The sequence below is a fragment of the Brevundimonas pondensis genome, assembly GCF_017487345.1.
Classification (GTDB): Bacteria; Pseudomonadota; Alphaproteobacteria; order Caulobacterales; family Caulobacteraceae; genus Brevundimonas; species Brevundimonas pondensis.
On sequence record NZ_CP062006.1, the window covers coordinates 3331208 to 3345521 of the forward strand.

17 protein-coding genes are annotated in these 14314 nt (G+C 68.3%); 8 read left to right on the forward strand and 9 right to left on the reverse strand.

The genetic code is table 11. The features are described 5' to 3' along the window. Window positions 1-212: 212 nt before the first annotated feature. Window positions 213-848 carry a LolA family protein gene (locus tag IFE19_RS16430; protein WP_207824224.1) on the forward strand — a complete coding sequence of 212 codons (636 nt, stop codon included), beginning with the start codon at window positions 213-215 and terminating at the stop codon, window positions 846-848. 223 nt (window positions 849-1071) lie between these two features. Beyond that, a complete protein-coding gene (gene xth, locus IFE19_RS16435; protein WP_207824225.1) occupies window positions 1072-1875 on the forward strand; it encodes an exodeoxyribonuclease III in 804 nt (267 codons plus the stop codon). A gap of 9 nt (window positions 1876-1884) precedes the next feature. On the opposite strand, the gene IFE19_RS16440 is transcribed toward xth, so the two are convergent. Next, window positions 1885-3318: an SLC13 family permease gene (locus IFE19_RS16440; protein ID WP_207824227.1), complete on the reverse strand. Its 1434-nt coding sequence runs from the start codon at window positions 3316-3318 to the stop codon at window positions 1885-1887. A gap of 95 nt (window positions 3319-3413) precedes the next feature. On the opposite strand from IFE19_RS16440, the gene IFE19_RS16445 reads away from it, so the two are divergent. Further along, on the forward strand, window positions 3414-4325 hold the full coding sequence (locus tag IFE19_RS16445) for a hypothetical protein (RefSeq protein WP_207824229.1): 912 nt from the start codon (window positions 3414-3416) through the stop codon (window positions 4323-4325). 23 nt (window positions 4326-4348) lie between these two features. On the opposite strand, the gene IFE19_RS17940 is transcribed toward IFE19_RS16445, so the two are convergent. From IFE19_RS17940 to IFE19_RS16460, 5 genes are all read right to left on the reverse strand, one after another. Continuing rightward, complete coding sequence (locus IFE19_RS17940; RefSeq protein ID WP_255413111.1) at window positions 4349-4471, reverse strand: hypothetical protein; 123 nt, start codon at window positions 4469-4471, stop codon at window positions 4349-4351. 101 nt (window positions 4472-4572) lie between these two features. Then, complete coding sequence (locus tag IFE19_RS17945; protein ID WP_263972799.1) at window positions 4573-4764, reverse strand: type 2 periplasmic-binding domain-containing protein; 192 nt, start codon at window positions 4762-4764, stop codon at window positions 4573-4575. Next, window positions 4755-5495, reverse strand: a complete 741-nt coding sequence (locus tag IFE19_RS16450; protein WP_263972800.1) for a LysR substrate-binding domain-containing protein — start codon at window positions 5493-5495, stop codon at window positions 4755-4757. Before IFE19_RS16450 ends, IFE19_RS17945 begins: the two co-directional genes overlap by 10 nt. A gap of 7 nt (window positions 5496-5502) precedes the next feature. Beyond that, window positions 5503-6189 (reverse strand): response regulator transcription factor, encoded by a 687-nt coding sequence (locus IFE19_RS16455; protein WP_207824231.1) that lies wholly within the window; start codon window positions 6187-6189, stop codon window positions 5503-5505. Between the two features lie 58 nt (window positions 6190-6247). Further along, window positions 6248-6958, reverse strand: a complete 711-nt coding sequence (locus IFE19_RS16460) for a YggS family pyridoxal phosphate-dependent enzyme (protein WP_207824232.1) — start codon at window positions 6956-6958, stop codon at window positions 6248-6250. On the opposite strand from IFE19_RS16460, the gene IFE19_RS16465 reads away from it, so the two are divergent. Beyond that, complete coding sequence (locus IFE19_RS16465; RefSeq protein ID WP_225910315.1) at window positions 6957-7598, forward strand: thiamine phosphate synthase; 642 nt, start codon at window positions 6957-6959, stop codon at window positions 7596-7598. The genes IFE19_RS16460 and IFE19_RS16465 overlap by 2 nt on opposite strands. A 12-nt stretch (window positions 7599-7610) precedes the next feature. Here the strand turns inward: IFE19_RS16465 and IFE19_RS16470 are convergent, their stop codons facing one another. Continuing rightward, window positions 7611-8006 (reverse strand): NtrZ family periplasmic regulatory protein, encoded by a 396-nt coding sequence (locus IFE19_RS16470; RefSeq protein WP_207824234.1) that lies wholly within the window; start codon window positions 8004-8006, stop codon window positions 7611-7613. Between the two features lie 348 nt (window positions 8007-8354). Here IFE19_RS16470 and IFE19_RS16475 point away from each other — a divergent pair, with 348 nt between their 5' ends. The 4 genes from IFE19_RS16475 (at window position 8355) to holA (ending at window position 13017) form a co-directional block, all read left to right on the forward strand. Next, window positions 8355-8801: a DUF3576 domain-containing protein gene (locus IFE19_RS16475; RefSeq protein WP_207824235.1), complete on the forward strand. Its 447-nt coding sequence runs from the start codon at window positions 8355-8357 to the stop codon at window positions 8799-8801. Window positions 8802-8886: 85 nt separating this feature from the next. After that, on the forward strand, window positions 8887-11469 hold the full coding sequence (leuS, locus tag IFE19_RS16480; RefSeq protein ID WP_207824236.1) for a leucine--tRNA ligase: 2583 nt from the start codon (window positions 8887-8889) through the stop codon (window positions 11467-11469). After that, complete coding sequence (lptE, locus tag IFE19_RS16485; RefSeq protein WP_207824237.1) at window positions 11469-11951, forward strand: LPS assembly lipoprotein LptE; 483 nt, start codon at window positions 11469-11471, stop codon at window positions 11949-11951. The genes leuS and lptE overlap by 1 nt, the downstream gene beginning before the upstream one ends. A gap of 13 nt (window positions 11952-11964) precedes the next feature. Further along, a complete protein-coding gene (gene holA, locus IFE19_RS16490) occupies window positions 11965-13017 on the forward strand; it encodes a DNA polymerase III subunit delta (RefSeq protein WP_207824238.1) in 1053 nt (350 codons plus the stop codon). A gap of 152 nt (window positions 13018-13169) precedes the next feature. Here the strand turns inward: holA and IFE19_RS16495 are convergent, their stop codons facing one another. Both IFE19_RS16495 and IFE19_RS16500 read right to left on the reverse strand, forming a co-directional pair. Continuing rightward, entirely contained in the window at window positions 13170-13358 is a 189-nt protein-coding gene (locus IFE19_RS16495; protein WP_207824239.1) for a hypothetical protein, read from the reverse strand. Window positions 13359-13395: 37 nt separating this feature from the next. Further along, entirely contained in the window at window positions 13396-14280 is an 885-nt protein-coding gene (locus tag IFE19_RS16500; RefSeq protein ID WP_207824241.1) for a ParB/RepB/Spo0J family partition protein, read from the reverse strand. Between the last annotated feature and the right edge of the window lie 34 nt (window positions 14281-14314).

Genomic DNA, 14314 nt, shown 5'->3' on the forward strand with positions numbered 1-14314 from the left:
CGGGCGAACGGAACCGCTTACCCACCAGACCCGTTGGAACGCCTCGCGTCCTCAAGCAGCGAGCCGCCGTGCGGCGAGCGTTAGGACCCCAAAACAATGAACACCGCTTCATCGGACCGCCGAAATATGGTCAGGCTGGCGTCATGGGGTCGCCGTCTGCCTGCGGCTTGATGACGATCCGAACCCTCATCCCGAACGGGAGAAGAAAAGACATGACGATTTCACGCCGCGCCTTCGGCTTCAGCGCCGCCGCCTTGGCGATCATCGCCGCCGCACCCGCCTCGGCTCAATCCAACCTGTCCGCCGAGGATCAGGCCACCCTGCGTCAGGCCCAGGCCTATCTGACCGCCCTGACAGCGGCTCAAGGCAACTTCGTCGAGACCGGCCCGGGCGGCCAGCGCCGCACCGGCCGGTTCTGGCTGCAGCGCCCCGGCAAGATGCGTTTCGAATACAGCGACCCGGCGGGTCTACTGGTCGTGGCCGACGGCAATAACGTCAAACGCTACGACCCCCGCCTGAACGTCTTCCGTCAGGTGCCGCTGGCCGCCACCCCCCTTTCGACCTTCCTGGCCCGAGAAGTTCGTCTGGATCAGGGCGTCCGCATTGACCGCGTCACCCGCATGGAGTCCGGCGCCTTCGCCATCACCGCCCGCGACGCGTCCAAGCCTGCCGAGGGTTCGGTCATTCTGGCCTTCGCCGGATCGCCGCTGCGCCTGCAGGAATGGAGCATCACCGACGCGCAAGGCTCGCGCACCCGCATCCAGCTGACCTCGCTGCAACCCGCCTCGGGTCTGGCCGCCAGCCTGTTCCAGCTACGCGACCCGACGCGTCGCCCCAGCCGCAACTAGCCGCCGCAACCAGAGCGGGGGGCGTCGCATCAACGGCACAACCTTGACTCATTTTGTTGATTTGACTTTTTTCGTTCGTGTGACATTCTGACCACAGAACGGCGGCGGCCGTTCTGTCCGCCATGGAATCATCCCCTCCCGGCGGCGAGAGAGACGAACCTGATCAGCGCCCGGACCCGTTCCGGGCGCTTTTTTCATGGCTGCTCCGTGCTAAGGCCGGGTCATGACCCTTCGCATCGTCACCTGGAACATCAACTCGGTCCGCCTGCGCGTCGACCAGATCGCCCGTTTCGTCGCCGAATACGCGCCCGACGTCCTGTGTCTGCAGGAGATCAAATGCACCGAGGACCAGTTCCCTCGGGAAGCCTTTGAGCAGATGGGCCTGCCCTATCTGAAGATCCGCGGCCAGAAGGGCTGGCACGGCGTGGCCATCGCCAGCAGGCTGCCCATCCTTGACGGCGAAGGACCCGCCCTCGACGTCTGCCGTGAAGGTCATGGCCGCTGCGTCTCGGGCCTGATCAACGGGGTCGAGGTGCAGAACTTCTACATCCCGGCCGGCGGCGATATTCCCGACCGCAAGCTGAACCCGAAGTTCGATCACAAGATGGACTTCTACGAGCGTCTGACCGCCGAGATGAAGACCCGCGACCGGCAGCGCCCCCTGATCCTGGCCGGCGATTTCAACATCGCGCCGGGCGACAACGACGTCTTCAATCACAAGTTCATGCTGAAGGTCGTCAGCCATACGCCGGGCGAGATCGAGACCCTGCGCCGTCTGCAAGATGCAGGCGGTTTCGCCGATGTGGTGCGCGACCAGATCCCGGACCCGGTCAAACTGGCCAGTTGGTGGAGCTATCGCGCCAAGGACTTCCGGGTGTCGAACCGGGGCCTGCGTCTGGACCACCTGTGGACCTCGCCCGGCCTGACCCCCGCCGTGGTCAAGGGCAGCGCCCGCATCCTCGACACCGTGCGCGAATGGGAACGGCCCAGCGACCATGCCCCGGTCGTGATGGACCTGGATGTCTGATACCGGCGCTCAGAACGGGAAGAAGATCGGGATGGCGACCATGGCCGCCGCCCAGGTGATCAGGTTCAGCGGCAGACCCACCCGCACGAAGTCCAGATAGCTGTAGCCGCCCATCTGATAGACCAGCACATTGGTCTGATAGCCGAAGGGGGTAGCGAAGGCGGCCGAGGCGGCCATCATCACCGCCACCAGGAAGGGTCGCGGATCGACCCCCAGGCTCTCGGCCAGGGCCACCGCGATCGGCGTCACCAACACCGCCACCGTGGCGTTGGACAAAAGCTCGGTCGCGAACAGGGTCACGCCGTAAAGCACGATCAGGGCGCCCAACGGCCCGAACGGACGGATCACCTCGATCAGCAGGCCCGCCCCCTGGGCCGCCAGACCCGTCACCTCGATGGCGGTGCCAACCACCACCATGCCGGCGATCAGCAGCAGGATGTCGGGCTTGAGGCCCGAATAGGCCTCTTCCGGCGTCAGCACCCCCAGCAGGATCAGGGCCACCGCCCCAGCGAAGGCCGCCGCCGCGATGGGGGCGATCCCCAGCCCCGCCGCCGCCACCACCAGGACAAAGACCGTCAGGGCGATCAGGGCGCGCCGCCACTGCAGCGGCCGGTCGGCCGAGGCGTACATCTCGACATCGCCCAGATGGGCGTCGCCGGTGCCGTCTCGCTGGTTGCGGCTTTCACCGAACCTGCTCAGCGACGGCAGGGCGAAGGGCAGGCGCCAGCGGCCGAGGCGCGGCTGGCGCGTCGCTGCCTGGGTCTCGGCCAGGGCTCGCGCCTCGGCCTCGATCCGCTCGCGTTCAGCCTCGGCCTCTTCATCCAGACTGGCGGTGCGGCCAAGCTGGCGCGCCCCGAAAAAGTAGAGCCACAGCCCGCCGACCAGGGCGATGACCAGGCCAACCGGGGTGATCTCGAACAGGCTGAAGACCGGCTGGCCCGCATTGCGCGCCATGTCGTTGACCAGAAGATTGGTCGAGGTGCCGATCAGGGTCAGCAGGCCGCCCAGGACTGTCACATGGCTGAGCGGCATCAGGAACCGCTTGGGCGACAGCTTCAGCGACCGGGCCATGTCGCGCACCACCGGCGCGGCCAGGACCACCACCGGCGTATTGTTCAAAAAGCCGCCGACCGAGCCGCACAGGCCGATCACCGCCCAGATGCCGACCGCGCCGAAACGCCGGCACAGGGCTGTGGCCTTGCGGATCATCAGGCCCAGAAGGCCCGACAGCTCGATGGCGTAGGCGATGACGAACAGACCGGCCAGGGCGATGACGGCGGGACTGGCGAAGGCGCTCTGGACCTCGACCGGACGCACCACGCCGAGCAGCAGCAGGGCCGCCGCGCCGCTCAGCGCCACCACGTCCGACCGCATCCGCCCGTGAATCATCAGCCCGACCACGGCGACCAGAACGATGAGTGCGATGATCTGATCCAGCGTCACGCGTGCGCGGACCCTCCCCGGCCCTCGCCCCCGCTGTGGATGCCGGTCGTTCGGCCGGGGGCGCCCTTCAGCGTTTCTCGTGTTAGGCTGGTTCCATGCCGATCACAACGACCCGTCTCGCCGCGCCCGTCGCTGTTCTCGCCGCCCTGCCCCTGCTGGTCTGGTGTCAGAGGCCGCCCGAGCCCGCGCCGTCGCCGGCGCCCGCCACGTCTTCACCGCCGCCGACGGTCGTGATCGACTCCACCTTGAACCGCGCCGCCCTGTTGGCCGCCCTGACCGAGGCCGGATCGGCCTTGGCCGACGGCCGCGAGCGCGACACGGCCCTGAACGGCCGCACCGTGTCGGTTCGCATGCCCTTCGGCTGCGGAGGGCCGACCGGCGGGGACGGTGCGGCGGCTGCAGGCCTGCCGCGTCTGGTCCGCAACCTCGACGGCGGCCTGACCCTGACGGTCACGCCCGAGGATCTGAAGGCCAGGATCGCGGCCGACGGCGTCGCGCCCGCCGCGGAGACAAGCCTGGATCAATGGGACGCGATCGAGGGCTTCTGGATCGCGCGTCCATGGAGCGGACTGGACGCCTGTCCCGCGGGCGCCGTCGCAGCGACAGCAGCGGTCGCGGCGCCCGAAGCGTCCAAGGTAGAGGCGGATGGATCAAAACCCGCCAAGGCGGCGGTCGAGGCGACGCCGCCCGCTCCGATCCTGCCGGAACGCACGGCAGGGCTGGCGGCCGTGGTCGAGGCGGACGGATCGCGTCTCGGCCGGCGTCAGGGCCAGGCCTACGCCCATGTTATTCGGGGAGAAAAGGGGGCCGCGGCCTCGCCCGCGCCGGGCGGCTATGCGTTGCGGCTGGAAGGGCGGCTGACGACCTTCGCCGACGGCAAGGCCGTGAAATGCGTCCAGAGGGACCTTGAGAGCCGGCCGGTCTGCGTCGCCGCGCTGCGGCTGGACCGGCTGGCCTTCGAGGATGGAGCCACGGGCGCCCTTCTCAGCGAATGGCGCCCGCGTTGAGCTGAGCTCAGCTCGGGCAGGTTTTAGGCGGCGCCGAGCAGCTTGGCGCCGGCCAGAACGCCCAGCAGGATCAGGGTGACGCTGCCGGTAAAGACGACGACGGCTTCGAACGAGAGGGCGTTGGCGCGGGGATGCACGAGTTTCATGATGAGGGTTCCTTGTCGGCGGGGAGATCCGAGCCCGCTGAACATGCCCCCTCAAACCCCTGTGGACAAACCACGGTTAGGCTAGGTCGCGTGAGTTTCAGTCACTCGACAGGCGCGTCGTGGGCCTCGGTCTCTATCCAGTTCAGGAAGCGCCGCAACTTGGGCTCGTCAGCGCGCTCGGGCAGGACCACCGCCCAATAGGCCAGGTTGTTGGTCAGGGCGTGGTCGACCGGCTGGATCAGCCGCCCTTCTCTCAGGTCGTCTGCGGCCAGGGGCGCCGAGGTCAGGGCCACGCCGCGTCCCGACAGGGGGCCTCCAGCGCCAGATGGCTGTGACTGAAGACCGGGCCGCGCAGGTGGTTGACGCGAGGGTCAGAGACGCCCGCGCTCTCGAACCAGGCCTTCCAGCCCATGCGATCGGAATAGGGCATGTCGTGCCAGGTCTCGTGGATCAGCACCACGTCCAGCAGGTCGGCCGGGGTGTTGACCTTGCGCGCCGCCGCCAACGACGGGGCGCAGACGGGGATCAGACGTTCGCTCATCAACCGGCGCGCCGTCTGGCCCGGATAGGGGCCTTCGCCATAGCGCAGGGCCACGTCGGCCTCGCCGTTCGACAGATCGGCGATGCGGTCCTCGGCGAAGACGATCAGGTCGAGGTCGGGGTTGTCCTCGCTGAAGCGGTGCAGGCGCGGCGACAGCCACTTGCCCGCCAGCGACGGCAGGGCCGAGATCCGCAGCTGGCGCGACCGCCCCGGGCGCACGGCCTCCAGGGCGCTTTCCAGCCGTTCGAAGGCGTCGGCCACCCCTTGCGCCAGACGACGGCCGTCGGCGGTCAGGACCACGGAGCGGTTGAAGCGGTCGAACAGACGCAAGCCGAGGCGCATCTCCAGCGCCTTGATGTGGCGGCTAACGGCGCCGGGGGTGACGCCCAGTTCCTCGGCGGCCTCGCGGAAGCTGCCAAGGCGGGCGGCGGCGTCGAACGCCCGAAGCGCCACCAGGGGCGGGGTCGGACGACGCTCGCTCATCGTCCGGTCAGGGCTGCAGGCGGTAGCCGCCCGCGTCGGTCAGCAGCAGCCGCGCCTGACCGGGCTCGGGCTCGATCTTCTGGCGCAGGCGATAGATGTGGGTTTCCAGGGTGTGGGTGGTGACGCCGGCGTTGTAGCCCCAGACCTCGGTCAGCAGCTCTTCGCGCGACACCGGCTTGGCCCCGGCGCGATAGAGGTACTTGAGGATGTTGGTCTCTTTTTCTGTCAGCCGGACCTTCTTGCCCTTGTCGTCCAGCATCATCTTCGACGCGGGACGGAACTCGTAGGGGCCGATCTGGAAGACGGCGTCCTCGGACTGCTCGTGGCTACGCAGGTGGGCGCGGATGCGGGCCAGCAGGACGGCGAAACGGAAGGGCTTGGTGACGTAGTCGTTGGCCCCCGAGTCGAGGCCCAGGATGGCGTCGGCGTCCGATGACTGGGCCGTCAGCATGATGACCGGGGTCGAGACGCCCGCCTTGCGGATCAGGCGACAGGCCTCGCGCCCGTCCATGTCGGGCAGGTCGACGTCCAGCAGGATCAGGTCGGCGCGGACCTCGCGCGCCTGACGCACCCCGTCGGTCGCGGTCGAGGCCTGGACGGGACGAAACTCCTCATGCAGGGCCAGCTGCTCGGCCAGGGCCTCGCGCAGGTCGTCGTCGTCGTCGATGATCAGGATGGTCTTGGGCGTCGGCATGGGTAGAGAATGGCGAGGCTTGAAGGGTTCGCCAAGGGCGCTCCGCTATTTCATCGCCTTAAGAGGGCTTCAGAGGCGAAATTCGTTCCCCGAACAGGGCCGAACCGACCCGGACATGGGTCGCACCGCAGGAAATGGCGGCTTCATAGTCGCCGCTCATGCCCATCGACAGAACCGACAGGCCGTTTCGGGCGGCGATTTCCGCCAGAAGTTTGAAATGCGGTTCCGGCGCTTCGTCCGCCGGCGGGATGCACATCAGGCCCTCGACGGTCAGGCCGTGGCCGTCGCGGGCGCTCGCGATCAGGGCGTCGGCGTCGTCCGGCAGGACCCCGGCCTTCTGCGGCTCGGCGCCGGTATTGACCTGAACCAGGATGCGGGGGCGTCGGCCTGTCTTCTGCATCGCCGCAGCCAAGGCCGCCGCCAGCTTCTCGCGGTCCAGGGTTTCGATGACGTCGAACAGTTGCACCGCTTCGACCGCCTTGTTGGTCTGCAGCGGGCCGATCAGGCGCAGCTCCAGATCGGGAAAGGCGGCGCGGCGGTCGGCCCAGTGCGCCTGCGCCTCCTGCACCCGGTTTTCGCCGAAGACACGCTGTCCCGTGGCCAGGGCCGCCTCCAGCGCCTCATCCGGCTGGGTCTTGGACACGGCGGTCAGGATCACAGAGGCTAGATCGCGACCCGCAGCGACGCAGGTCGACCGGATGCGCTCCCGCACGACGGCGAAGCGATCATGGATGGACGGAACGACGGAAGCGGGATTAGAGGCGGTCATGACCCTGTCCGAGGACGCGCGCACGCTGTGGGAGACGGCGACGGCTCTAGCCCGTGCGGCGGCGGCTGTCAGCCCGCCGAAACATCCCCTGCCCCCCCTGCTCTTCTTCACCGACCCCGAGCGCACGCCGCGACCGTGGGAGACGGCGGCGCGTCTGCCGGCGGGTGCGGGCGTGGTGTTCCGTCATTTCGGGGCAGGCGATACGCTCGAGACGGGCCTGCGGCTGCGGGCGGCGACAAAGGCGGCCGGCGTGCGTCTGCTGGTCGGGCTGGACGCCGATCTGGCCGAGCGGATCGGCGCCGACGGCGTGCATCTACCGGAACGGGCCCTGTCGGCAGCCTACGCCCTGTCGGGACGGCGGCCTGACTGGTTGCTGACCGGTGCGGCGCACTCATCGGAAGCGATCCGGCGCGCCCGCGATCTGGACGCCTTGGTCCTGTCGCCGGTGTTTCCCGCAGGGGGCGCTTCAGCGGATAAACCGGCGCTGGGAGTCGAGAGCTTCAAGGCGCAGGCGATCCGGGCCCCTTGCCCCATCTACGCCCTGGGCGGAATCAGCGCCGCGAACGTCGTAGCGCTGGTGGGCTCAGGCGCATGCGGCATCGCGGGCGTGGACGCCCTGCAGGCCGCTTTCAGACCCTAGGGTCCGTCGCAATCAGAATTTGAAGATGGTTTCCAGACGCACGCGCGGCGCGGCGCGACGGTCGGCGGCGCTTTCGGGCGCACGGGCCGGATCAACCTCGGGCGAAGCCAGATTAGCGGCGGCGCCGACCCGCAGGCGCGGGCTGAGTCGATAGTAGGCGCCGGCCTCGACGTCGCCCCAGTCGGTCTCGCGACCGACGGGCTGGTTCAGGTTGAAGTTCAGACCCCAGCGACCGCTGTCGTTCCAGCGCAGGCCCCGGCGCTGCGGCGCGGGCGTCGCATGCGAGGTCTGAGCGGATTCGGTCAGGGATACAGCGGGAGCGCGACGGGCCTGGGCCGAGGCGTCATGAGCCATCCCGGCGATAGCCAGGGCGCCCACAGTCGCAGCGATGATCGCAACGAAACGCATCTTCCAACCCTTGGGATCGTCATCCAGGCGACGACCCTTGTTTTACGCACGCGAGCCCGAAAGTCTCGTGCCTGCCGATTAGACACCGCAGCTTCCCGCGGTCAACGTAACCTAGTCATCCACAGGCCGTTTCGCTGCACTTTCACGCGACTCTGCCGCCTCCTGTGGCGCTGACACCACGCCAATTGTTCAGCTTGGGGCTGTTGGAACACCGGATCGCCTTGTCACGGCCCCTTTTCGCCGTGTTATAGAGCGCAGCTAGCGGTGCGAACGTGCGCGGGCCCACAGGCGTCAACGCCTGAAAGTCCGCGCCACGGCTCGACCTCGAACCTTTACGGAGACCTCGGAATGGCATTTGTTCGCGGCGCTGCGGTCGCCCTGATCGCGTCGGGACTGCTGCTGGGCGGTTGCTCCAGCCTGCCTTTCGTCGGCAGCAAGGATAAGGCCCCCAAGGCCGACGCCCAACTTGGCATCGGCGTGAACGCCTATCTGTGGCGCGCCACGCTGGACACCCTGGCCTTCATGCCCCTGGCCAGCGCCGACCCGTGGGGCGGCGTGGTCAACTATGACTGGTACGTCAATCCTCAGGCGCCGAACGAGCGCTTCAAGGTCACCGTCTTCATCCTGGACCGCCGCCTGCGCGCCGACGCCCTGAACGTGTCGGTGACCAAGGAAGTCAAGGACGCCGCCGGCGCCTGGTCCGCCGCCCCGGTCGCGGCCCAGACCGAAACCGATCTGGAAAACGCCATCCTGACCAAGGCGCGCCAACTTAATCTCGCCAACGCGGCCCGCTAAGAGCCGCTTCTCGCTTTCGCCACTCCAACGCAGACCTCAGGGCCGCCTCAAGCTTCGCGCCTGAGGCGATACCTCAGGATACGCCGTGGCCACTCGTTACGAGCCCAAGACCGCCGAACCCCGTCAGCAGGCCCGCTGGGCGGCGGCTGACGCCTTTTCGGTGCCCAATGCCGACACCGGCCGTCCAAAATACTATGTGCTCGAGATGTTCCCCTATCCGTCGGGCAACATCCACATGGGCCACGCCCGCAACTATGTGATGGGCGACGTGGTGGCGCGTCACAAACGGGCGCAAGGCTTCGACGTCCTGCACCCCATGGGCTGGGACGCCTTCGGCATGCCGGCCGAGAACGCGGCCATGGAGCGCGGCGTCCACCCCGGCGACTGGACCTGGTCCAACATCGCGACCATGCGCGACCAGCTGAAGCTGCTGGGTCTGTCGCTGGACTGGAGCCGCGAGTTCGCCACCTGCGACCCGGCCTATTACGGCAAGCAGCAGGCCTGGTTCCTGGAGCTGTACAAACGCGGTCTGGTCTATCGCAAGGACGGCGTGGTCAACTGGGACCCGGTCGACAACACCGTCCTGGCCAATGAACAGGTCATCGACGGCCGCGGCTGGCGCTCCGGCGCCCTGGTCGAGAAGCGCAAGCTGAACCAGTGGTTCCTGCGCATTACTCAGTATGCGGATGATCTGATCGACGGCCTGTCCGAACTGGAAGGCCGCTGGCCCGACAAGGTCCGCCTGATGCAGGAAAACTGGATCGGCCGGTCCAAGGGCCTGCAGATGAAGTGGGCCTTCGCGCCCGACGCGGCTCCGGCCGGGCATGACGCGGTCGAGGTCTACACCACCCGTCCCGACACCCTATTCGGCGCCAGCTTCGTCGGTCTGGCCCCCGATCATCCGATCTCGAAACAGCTGGCCGAGGCCAACCCCGAGATCGCCGCCTTCGTCGCCGAATGCCGCAAGGGCGGCGCCTCCCAGGCCGAGATCGAGCAGGCCGAGAAGATCGGCTGGGACACGGGCCTGAAGGTCGTCCACCCCTTCACCGGCGCCGAGATCCCGGTCTGGATCGCCAACTTCATCCTGTCGGAATACGGCACGGGCGCCATCTTCGCCTGCCCGGCCCACGACCAGCGCGACCTGGACTTCGCCCGCAAGTACGACCTGCCGGTGATCCCGGTCGTCCGCCCCGAAGGCGCCGGCGACGACTTCGCCGTGGGAACCGAGGCCTATACCGGCCCCGGCTCCATCTTCCATTCGGACTTCCTAAACGGCCTGGACATCGACGCCGCCAAGGCCGAGGCCATCGCCCGCATCGAGGCGGCGGACCAAGGCGAGGCCAAGACCATCTATCGCCTGCGCGACTGGGGCGTCAGCCGCCAGCGCTACTGGGGCTGCCCCATCCCCATCATCCACTGCGAGACCTGCGGCCCGGTCGCCGTCCCGACCGACCAACTGCCGATCGAACTGCCCAAGGACGTGACCTTCGACGTGCCGGGCAACCCGCTGGACCGGCACCCGACGTGGAAGCATGTGAACTGCCCGTCCTGCGGCGGCGAGGCCCGTCGCGAGACGGATACGCTCGACACCTTCGTCGATTCCAGCTGGTACTTCGCCCGTTTCGCCGATCCCAAGGTCGAGGCCCCGATCAACAAGGCGGCCGCGTCCAAGTGGCTGCCGGTCGATCAATACATCGGCGGCATCGAGCATGCGGTCCTGCACCTGCTCTACGCCCGCTTCATCACCCGCGCTCTCTCGGACGCCGGTCTGATGGACGTGAAGGAGCCCTTCGCCGGCCTGTTCACCCAGGGCATGGTGGTCCACGAGACCTATTACGAAGGCCTCGAGCCCAGCGGCAAACCCCGCTGGGTCGAGCCTTCGGACGTGCGCATCGAGACTGTGGACGGCCAGCGCGTCGCCACCCGCCTGTCCAACGGGGCCGCCCTGACGATCGGCGACATCGAGAAGATGTCCAAATCCAAGAAGAACGTGGTCGCGCCCCAGGACATCATCGAGGCCTATGGCGTCGACGCCGGGCGCCTGTTCGTCCTGTCCGACAGCCCCCCCGAACGTGACGTCCAATGGTCGGCCGGCGGCGTCGAGGGCGCCAGCCGCTTCGTCCAGCGCGTCTGGACAGAGTTCGACGGCTTCGACGCCGCTGCGCCCGCCAACGCGGATGTGGACGCCAGCCTGATCCGCGAGACGCACAAGACCATCAAGGCCGTCAGCGAGGGCGTCGAGGGCTTCCGCTTCAACTCGGCCATCGCCAAGCTCTACGCCTTCCTGGCCACCCTGCGTCAGCACGACAAGGCGGGCGGCGAAGCCAAGAAGACGGCGCTGGCGACCATGGCCCGCCTGATCGCCCCCTTCACGCCCCACCTGGCCGAGGAAGCCTGGGCGCGCCTGGGCGAAGAGGGCATGGTTCTGGACGCGCCCTGGCCCGTGTTCGACGCCGCCCTGGCCGCTGACGATGAAGTCACCCTGCCTGTTCAGATCGGTGGAAAGCGTCGCGGCGAAGTCGTCCTGCCGCGCGGGTCGGACAATGCGACGGTCGAAGCCGCCGCTCTCGCCAATCCGACGGTTCAGGCCTACCTTGCCGCCAACAACCTCAGCGTCCGCAAGGTGATCGTGGTGCCCGACCGTATCGTCAATCTGGTGGCCGGCTGATGCGGCGCGCCCTGGCCCTGATCGCTGTCGCCGGCTCGGCCCTGCTGTCCGGCTGCGGCTTCACGCCCCTGTATGGCGAGACAGGCGTGGGGGCAGGCCTGTCGCGCATCGCCGTGACCACGCCCGACAACCGCCTGGGCTATCGTTTGCGCGAGCAACTTGAGGACGCCTTCGGCCGCGACGGCTCGGCCCAGCCCCTCTATCGCCTGACGACGGAGGTGACGCAGGAACGCCGTCCCCTGGGTCGCCGGATCGACGACACGGCCAGCCGTTATGAGCTGACGGTCAAGGCCGACTGGACCCTGACGTCCGCCAGCGGCGGCGAGCCGATCAAGGGCTCGCAGACCACGACCACCACCTACGCCGCCGCCGACCAGCCCTATGCCGCCATCGCCGCCCAGCAGGACGGCGAGGACCGAGCCGCCGCCGATCTGGCGCGCCTGATCCGGCTGGACATGATGCGCGCCCTGGCGGGCCAGTGAGCGGGATTTTAGCGTGATCCTGGCCAAGCGGCCCGAGGTTGACCGCTTCCTGAAGTCGCCGGACAGTCACATCCGCGCCGCCGTCATCCACGGCAAGGACCGCTCGGGCGTGTCCGAGCGCGCCCTGACCCTGTGCAAGGCCGTCACGCCCGACCTGAACGACCCGTTCAACGTCACCTTCCTGACCGAGGCCGACATCGACGGCGACGCGGTCAAACTGGAGGAGGCCCTGACGGCGCTCAGCATGATCGGCGGGCGCCGCCTGGTGCGTATCCGCCTGTCGGACGGCAAGGGCAGCATCGACAAGGCCATCGCCGCCGCCCTGACCGTCCACGCCCAAGGCGGCTACAACCCCGACGCCATGCTGGTGATCGAGGCCGGGGCCCTGGGCCGCGAATCCGCCCTGCGCAAGGCCGCCGAAAAGTCGCCCGGCGCGGTCGGCATCGCCTGCTACGAGGACGAGGTCGGCGATGTCGCCCGCATGACGCGCGAGGCCCTGGGCGCCGACAAGGTGGGCCTGACCGCGGACGCCCTGGAGCGCTTCGTCGGCCGCCTGCCCCGCGAGCGCGGCCTGATGCGCCAGGAGATCGAGCGGCTGGTCCTCTACATCGGTCCCGGTTCCGGCCGCACCATCGACACGCCTGAGCTGGAAGAACATCTAGGCGTCGAGCCCGACGCCTCCTTGTCCGACGCCGCGCTTCAGGCCTTCGGCGGGCGGCCCGCTCCGGCCCAGTCCGGTCTGCGCCGCGCCCTGGCCGAGGGTGAAAGCGCCGTCATGGCCGTGCGCATGGCCGCCATCCATCTGGGAAAACTTCGCCGCATCAATGTGCTGCAGGCCTCCGGCGCCGGCCCCAAGGAGGCCGCCAAGGCCGCCGGCGTCTTCTGGAAGCAGGAGGCCGAGATCCTGCGTCAGGTGCGTGCCTGGCGGCTGGAACTGCTCGACGAGGTGCAGGACAGCGTCAACACGGCCGACATCGCCACCAAGACGACGGGAATGCCCGAGGCCCTGATCGCCGAACGTCTGCTGCTGGAGATTGCCGCCCGCGCCAAACGCATCGGGCTGTAATCAGGGGCCTATCGGCCTTCGGCCTACTTGAGGCCACTTTACGCGGGCCTATCGCGCTTCGCGCGACTTGACGCCATTTTGCGCGGGCCTAGATGAGGCCCTCAATTCTCCTGCCCTTCTCCCGATGGGAGAAGGACTAAGAGGTGCAGTTGTCAGCCCCGCTTCGAGGCCTTGCGGAAGGCGGGCTTGTTCGCCGCCGCAGCCTGACGCTGCATCACCTTTTCCGCCCCGCGCGCCCCGCCTTTCGTCCCGGCTGGCCCCGCCTGGGTTCCGGCCTTCTTGGCCGCGAGGGCGCGTTTCAGAGCTTCTGTGGCGCTGATCTTGTCGGTCTGGTCAGTCATGGCCGCATGCCTAGCACGACCCGACCGAAAAGGCCCGTCAGCCGCGCATCAGGCGGCGGCACAGGTCATCGAGCTGTTCCAGGGCGCCGTATTTGATGGTCAGCTCGCCCTTGCCGCCCTTATCGTTCAGCAGGACCTTGAGGCCCAGGGCGTCGGCCAGATCCTGCTCCAGGGCGGCGACGTCGGCGGCGCCCTCCCCGCTCAGAGCAGGCTTGGCCTTGGACGGCTTGGGACCCTCCGCGGCGCGGCGGGCCAGGGCCTCGGTCTGACGCACGTTCAGGCCCTTGGCCAGGACCTGTTCGGCCAGGGCCTCGGGGTTGGGGGCGGTGATCAGGGCGCGGGCGTGACCGGCCGAGAGCCGGTTCTCCATGACGTGATCCAGAACGCTGTCAGGCAGTTGCAGCAGGCGGATGGTGTTGGCCACATGGCTGCGGCTCTTGCCGACCACCCCGGCCAGGGCGTCCTGGGTGCGGCCGAAGCGCGACATCAGCGAGCCATAGGCCAGGGCTTCTTCGACCGGGTTCAGATCGGCGCGCTGGACGTTCTCGATGATGGCGACCTCCATCACCTCCACGTCGTCCATGGCCCGTTCGATGATCGGCACGGTCTTCAGCCGCGCCGCCTGGGCCGCGCGCCAACGCCGCTCGCCGGCGATGATCTGCCACATGCCGTCTTCGCCGGGCTGGGGCCGAGCCAGGATGGGCTGCAGCACCCCCTTGTCGCGGATCGAGGCGGTCAGTTCCTCCAGGTTCTCGGCGCTGAAATGCTTGCGCGGCTGATCAGGGTTGGGCTTGAGGCTCTCGATCGGCACGGCGCGCACGCCCGTCGGCTGAACGCCGCCGTCCACCGGCGCGCTCTCGGCGACGTTTTCTCCCAGAAGGGCCGACAGGCCACGACCCAGACCACGTTGACGTTCGGACAAGATGCTGATTCCGTTCTACTTAATCGATGAACCG